Origin of the sequence: Halobacillus sp. BBL2006 (genome assembly GCF_000786645.1) — a bacterium.
GTDB lineage: Bacteria > Bacillota > Bacilli > Bacillales > Halobacillaceae > Halobacillus.
The window spans coordinates 1-6,730 of the sequence record NZ_JRNX01000643.1; the positions used below are offsets into that span (position 1 = coordinate 1).

General features: G+C 45.0%; 5 protein-coding genes. 4 read left to right on the forward strand and 1 reads right to left on the reverse strand.

Features of this window, described 5'->3' with window-relative positions:
- From LD39_RS17515 to LD39_RS17525, 3 genes are all read left to right on the forward strand, one after another.
- Positions 1–3,401: TIGR02680 family protein (locus tag LD39_RS17515; RefSeq protein WP_035550746.1), on the forward strand; the 3,401-nt coding region annotated here is incomplete at its 5' end.
- Complete coding sequence (locus tag LD39_RS17520) at positions 3,394–4,653, forward strand: TIGR02679 family protein (RefSeq protein WP_035550749.1); 1,260 nt, start codon at positions 3,394–3,396, stop codon at positions 4,651–4,653. The genes LD39_RS17515 and LD39_RS17520, both read left to right, overlap by 8 nt.
- A gap of 268 nt (positions 4,654–4,921) precedes the next feature.
- Positions 4,922–5,446, forward strand: coding sequence for a DUF1456 family protein (locus LD39_RS17525; RefSeq protein ID WP_035550752.1), 525 nt, complete (start codon positions 4,922–4,924; stop codon positions 5,444–5,446).
- Positions 5,447–5,659: 213 nt separating this feature from the next.
- Here LD39_RS17525 and LD39_RS17530 read toward each other — a convergent pair whose 3' ends face one another.
- Entirely contained in the window at positions 5,660–6,100 is a 441-nt protein-coding gene (locus LD39_RS17530) for a cell wall hydrolase (RefSeq protein WP_035550755.1), read from the reverse strand.
- A gap of 187 nt (positions 6,101–6,287) precedes the next feature.
- Between LD39_RS17530 and LD39_RS17535 the strand changes: the two genes are divergently transcribed.
- Positions 6,288–6,730 (forward strand): TIM barrel protein (locus LD39_RS17535; protein ID WP_035550758.1); only part of this gene is annotated, 443 nt, incomplete at its 3' end.

Genomic DNA, 6,730 nt, shown 5'->3' on the forward strand with positions numbered 1-6,730 from the left:
ATGACGACTTGCGTCATTTATCGGATACGATCGAGCATATGGATGAGACGCGTCAGCACATTGATCAAGTCGAGCGTCATATTGAGGCTCTAGGGAAGATGAGTGAGGTGTATGGTCGATACAACCAGTTCCGTCTTGGGCATCATGCGGCAAAGTGGCAGGAGGCATCACGACGAGTCGAGGCTTATAAGACGGCGCTTGAAGAGGCACGTACAGCAACGAACAGGAAAGAAGAAGAACTTCAGAACCTTGTAGAGGAAAGAGATCACGTTACCCGCCGGGAGGCAGTGTTGACAGACCAGGAGGAACGCTTGAGGTCGCATGATGTGTGGCGGCTTGAGCGTGAGAAGAAAGAGGAAGAAGAAAATCTCAAGTATGAAGAAAAGAATCTTCAAGGCAAAGAAGAAAAGCTGACGACAAAGCAGCGGGCTGAGCGTGGCCTCCGCACAGAGCTTGATGGAAAAGAAATGCACGAACAACAGCAGGAGGAAGCGATCGAGGATCAGCTGACGGATTTAGAGAATGATGCGGCGGAGGCTTCATTTTTAAATCATGAGTTCAATGTGAAGGATTTTAGGCGGCTTGCGGATGTTTCCTTTGAGACGTGGAAAAAACAGTCCAACGCTCATATTCGAACACTGAGAGAGCTTGAGGAGAGGCTTGAAAAGCTTGAGAAGATGAAGGAGAAGCGCCAAGAGAAAGAACGAGAATACAGTGTGCTTGAGCTTAATCGTGACCGGAGGATCATTGAGGAGCGCGAATGGCAGCGCACGTTTGATGAGGATAAACAGAAGAAAATTGAAGAAATTTTTACATGGGTGAAAGAGGCACCATGGCAGGTGGAAGACGAAGTTCTTCAGGAAACATCAAGGAGACTGTATTCGTTATATGAGCCTGTCCAGTATAGGGAAGTCTTTGAACCTTTTTATAAGAAACATGAAGCGTACACGAAGCAGCTTGGGGCAGAGAAGCTGAAGAAAGAACATGCGCTTGATCTTCTGGAACTGGATCTTGAAACCGCGAAATATGAACTAGAGACATGGAAGAAAAAGCGCGACCCTGAGCCGCCGCGTTCAGAAGGAACCGTTGAAGCACGCGTAGCGTGGACGGGGGTACCTGTCGTACCCTTATATGAAGCGGTAGAGTTTCGAGATGGAATTAATTTTGACACAAAAAATCGAATTGAGGCGGCCCTCTTTGAGATGGGACTTCTCGATGCACTGATAACGGAGGAGGCAACGAAGGTAAAGCATGACCGCGTGATTGTTCCTGAACCAAAGACGATGGCACATACACTCAATGATTACTTACAAGCAGATGTTCTTGATGGAAACGTAAGCAAAGCAGTGGTTGAGGATGTGCTGTTGAGCATCCAAATCGGAGAAGGGGGAGCTTCGATCTCTGAAGACGGATCATACCGCCTTGATTTGCTCACAGGACATGCACCACATGCAGGCGAAGCAAAATTCATCGGTCGGACGGCTCGTGAGCGTTACCGGAAAGAGAAAATCCGTGAACTTGAACAGCAGATCCAGTCGTTGAAGGAGCAAGTGTCCGATATTCAACAGGAACTACATGACCTAGAGAAAATGATCAACATCTCGACTACAGCGCTCCGACGATTTCCAGATGATGAAGATCTTATAGAGATTTTTCAGGATCTGATGAATACACGCCGTCGGATTGAGCATCTGACAGAAAACATGAAAGATAAAGATAAAGAGCGCAAGGCGTTGTATCGTGAGTTTCGCTCCATGAACCACCAATTGGAGGAGGATACAAGGCCGTATGAGCTGACGCGGACACGTGAGACTTACAAGAAAGCGGTGCTCGTTATGGACCGTTATCGGGATGACCTTTCCAAATTAGAGCTGTTGCATCAAACGTTTCTGTACATTCAAAAGGACCAGGAAAGTCTGCGTGCAAGAATTGAGGAGCGTCAGGCTGAAATTGATGAGCTACAAGGTGAAATTAACGGTTTAGTCGATCAGGTATCGAGACGAAAGATGACGCTTGAAGCGATTCGCGACCAGTTAAAACACCAAGAAGCAGAAGAGATCCGCCGGGAAATTTCCGTCGTGCTGGAAGAACAGGGGCGGGTGCGGAAACGATTGTCTACTCTGATGAATGAGATACCAAGGATGGAAGTAGCAGTCGATAAGTTGAAGAGTGAGGGGGATGAAAACAGGCGCCGGTTAAAGTTTTCTTGCTTTATGGAGGCGGAATGGCGCAGGTTGTTTGTTTGGGAAAGTGAACTCGACTTTGTCGATTTTCCAAAAGAATCGTCTGAAGAAAGTCTGGCCCGTTCACTTGCTGTCTCTTTCAAGGAGGACCAGCGTGAATCTCAGCTGTTGGAGCAGGTGACGAAGAAATTCCATGAGGTGAACCAGGACCTTGTAGAATATCAGATGCAGCAATATCCGGGTAATCTCTACTCAGACTCATTTGAAGAGGAGCTGACGAATGAGGAGCGGCTTATATATAAGGAATGGGAGGATGCCTCAGGTAGAAACTTTGTCGAACTGAACTACGAAGGACGTCAGGTTTCGCCGATGACGGCAGAAGAAAAGCAGCGGGAAATTCAGGCCCACCAAAAGCAAATGCTTGATGAACAAGACCGGGAACTGTATGAGGAAATATTGTTCAAATCTGTTGGCAACAAGTTGAGGAGTAGGATCCGACGTGCGGAGAAGTGGACGGAGAAGATGAACGGTCTAATGGAATCGCGAAATTCTTCTTCTGGCCTCACGTTTTCGATTCGATGGAAGCCAAGGACAGCTGATCATGATGAAGAACTCGATACAAAAGAGCTTGTCGAACTTCTGCACCGGAAGCCGCAGATAATGAAGGAGGAAGACTTTGACCGGATGATCGAGCATTTCCGTTCAAGAATTGATCGTGCGAAAGAGACGATGTTTGAAAAAGGCGAAGGCCAAACGTTGCTTCAGGTCCTTAAGGAAGTGCTCGACTACCGGAAGTGGTTCTCCTTTGTACTCTCGTACAAGCGTCCGGATGAGCCGAAACGTGAACTGACGAACAACGCGTTTTATAAATTCAGTGGTGGAGAAAAGGCAATGGCGATGTACATTCCCCTGTTCGCTGCTTGCTATTCGAGATACCAGGAGGCATCGGATTCAGCACCGTACATTATCTCGCTTGATGAGGCGTTTGCGGGAGTCGATGAGAATAATATCCGTGAAATGTTTGAGATCGTTGAGGAGCTTGGTTTTGATTACATTATGAATTCCCAAGTACTCTGGGGAGACTATGATACGGTCAAAAATCTTGCTGTCAGTGAATTGATCCGCCCGCTGAATGTGGGATTTGTAGCGGTTATGAACTATGAATGGAACGGTCAGTCACTGGAAAATCGGGAAAAAGAGGTCGAGGTCGATGGATAAGCGGGAAGAGGCGGTTGCGTTCTTTCGCTCAGAACCCTTTCATCGCCTGTTTGACGATTTTAGAAACAAGTATCAGTCGCTGGGACGCATCGGAGGAAGTGTGTCCATAAAAGAATATACGGAATCAGAAGTTGAAGCCATCGCAGGGTTTCTGGGTAAATCCCCCGAGGAAGTCTGGAGCAGCCGCGTCTCGCTTTCTGCTTTTGAGAAACGGCTGTTGGATACGAAATTTGAAGGCCTTAGTCTTGTGGAGATTCTAGAGCAGTATTTCGGGGAGACACTTGTGTCGAACGCCAAACAGGCAGCAGAAAAAGAAAGGCGTCTCGAGAATTTCTTTCAAACAATAGAAGTGGAATACCCGGCACTTTCGTTCTGGGTGAAGATACTGAGAGAAAAGCCACCCTCTACCTATTCTTTTTTTCCGTGGATGAAGGAGGAAAAGAGTTTTCTTGCATTGATGGAACAGCTGGACCATGCGTTCCGTACTCGGCCGTCCCCCGGACAGTTCGAGCGGCTGCCGAAATTCAGCCAGCGTATTACTCAAGATCCCCACGCCTTTGACGGAAGCCGTCCGCTTGGGAAACTATGGATTCATTTGTTAAGCATGGATCAGGAAACGGCCGTCCCTAAAACATCCGAAGGGGTAACTGAGCTGCTTGAGGCTTACGGTTTACTTCGTGATGATCTAATGAATTTTGTCACGTGTGCCAATCTCTTGGCGGATGATGGGGGCGGGGTTCACCCGGTCTGGCGTGAAGCTTACAAGATCCAGCTTGTAAGGAATATAACGCTTCGGGAACTGATGACGCTCGAGCGGGTATACGTACCGGATAGTGAGCGCGTATTTGTTGTGGAAAACTCCGGAGTCTGTTCGATGCTGCTTGATGAAGTGACCTCTGTTCCGCTCGTCTCGACGCAGGGGCAGGTAAAGCTTGCGACGTGGAAACTTTTCGATTATCTGGTGGCAGAGGGAGTAACTCTCTACTATTCCGGGGACTTTGATCCGGAAGGCTTGAAGATGGCAGATTTAATGAAGAAGCGCTATCCTGACCAGGTTGTGCTGTGGAGAATGTCGGTTCGGGATTACGAAGCGTCTGCCCCTGAGGTGGAGATTTCTGAGAGTCGGTTAAAAAAGCTTGATTCGATCGAATCGCCAGAGCTTAATGAAGTGATACTTGCGATGAGGCGGACCGGCAAAGCGGGGTATCAGGAGGCACTAGTTGGAGTGATGATCAAGGATATGCAGGGCTGATTAATTTCTCACCTGCGCACTGAACGTTAAGAATATTGTGAGGAAAAGTTTAGATAATTTCATTGTTATTGTGATTCACTAGAGAAGCTTGACTTAATCATGTAGTGAAAGTTCATGGAGTCCCTCACCACCTATTCTACTTCAATGGATCGTTAAGAATTTTTTTCAATGGATAGACTAACCTAGAATTGAACGTGTTATGATAGGACCTTGGTAGTTTTCTGAAGTATGCTTTCGAATTAAGTGGCAATATATTGGAGGTCTATAAATGGATAATAATGATATATTAATTAGATTAAGATACGCCCTGGATATCAAAGATCAAGATATGATCGAAATATTTAAACTTGGCGGCGTGGACGTCACAAAAGAAGAAGTATTAAAGATATTAACCAGATCGGATGAGTTTTACGATGAGGAAGATGACTATGATGAAGAAGCTCAAAGTGAAGAGCATATCAAATGTACGAATAGTATGCTGGAGTCCTTTTTAAATGGCTTCATTACTTTTAAAAGAGGTCCACAAGAACTAAAACCTGGACAGCCGAATAAACCAGACCGGTCGATCAAGAATCAATCAAGCGTGAATAACGTCATGCTGAAAAAAGTGAAGATCGCTCTGAAATTAACGAATGAAGATGTCATCGATATTTTAGATGAAGCGGGCGTGAAGATAACAAAAGGGGAATTAAGCGCGCTATTAAGAAAAGAAGGACACAAGAATTATAAGCAGTTCGGTGATCAATATGCTCGAAACTTCTTAAAAGGATTAACGATCAAGTATAGAGGATAAGAGGGGATATAGTCAAAATCCGGTGACTTTATCTATCTCCGAAAAACAGCCTTCATGACATAAAGAAAGTCGAACTTTGTTTATGTTATGAAGGCTGTTTCATTTTTTATTCAATTCTATACTCAGTGTAAAAGGGTTTTATGTAAAAAAGGTAGTGAACTTGATTGCGTAGAAAATACAAAAAAATACTCCAACTTGTGATGGAGTATTTTTTTACCATCTATAAACGCTAGCACATGTATTCGCCTGCGGCTCATAATAACAATGTTGCTTGAATTGTCCTGTAAATGGCTGGCCGTACCATGTAGATGGACATTCACCATAAGGATTAAAATACCAGAGCGCAAACTTGGAAGGGTGCTGTCTCCAATAGTTTAAGACTTGTTTGGCTAATCTCTTTTCTACACCTCTTGCTCTGTTATAAAAAACATTCCCTTTTTGTACGGCTTCAAAAGAAAAATTTCCTCCTTGCACTTGATAAATCACATCCGGTACGGATCTTAACCCTTCGAAATCTAAACAATTCGCTTTTACTCGATTGACAATGACATTTCCAACCATCAGCATCCCCAGCCGTCCTTCACCTTCTGCTTCTGCCCGCATCATTCTTGCTATTAATGCAACGTCACTGTTGTTATATTTTATCCTTGGCATTGATTATCACCTCTAAGTGAATTGTATGAAAAAAGACTGTAAAAATGCTTCCATAATATCTTCTAACACTACTTTGGTGTGGAAAAGAGAAAGCTCAAAGGCTTGAGTGGAAACCAGATGATTTTATTCATTCAGGTTAAACTAACAAAAAATGACCCTCTTCGCAAGAGGAAAGGAGGACCCTGGAGTGATCTTTGGCAGTCACGTTTCAATTAAGGATGGTTATTTAGGAGCAGCAAAACAGGCAGCATCTTTAAACGCGGATGCGTTTCAATATTTTCCGAAGAATCCGAGAACTTTATCGGTTAAATCGTTTAATAAAGAAGATGCAGCGCTGTGCAGGGGCTTCTGTAAGAAAGAGGGGCTTGTATCTGTAGCCCATACGTCATACCCTACGTCATTAACACCCTCCGATAACCATAAAAAAGAGCAGGTCACCGCCTCACTTTTGAATGATTTAGCGATCGCTGAGGCGTGTGGGTCCCTAGGAGTGGTGGTTCACTTCGGGAAAGATATATTCAAGGATGACCCGTTGGCCAGCTATCGGTTAATGATTGAAGTACTTAATAAAGTGCTAAGTCAGTGGCAGGGCGAGTGTAAGATTCTTCTGGAAAATATGGCGGGGAAGCC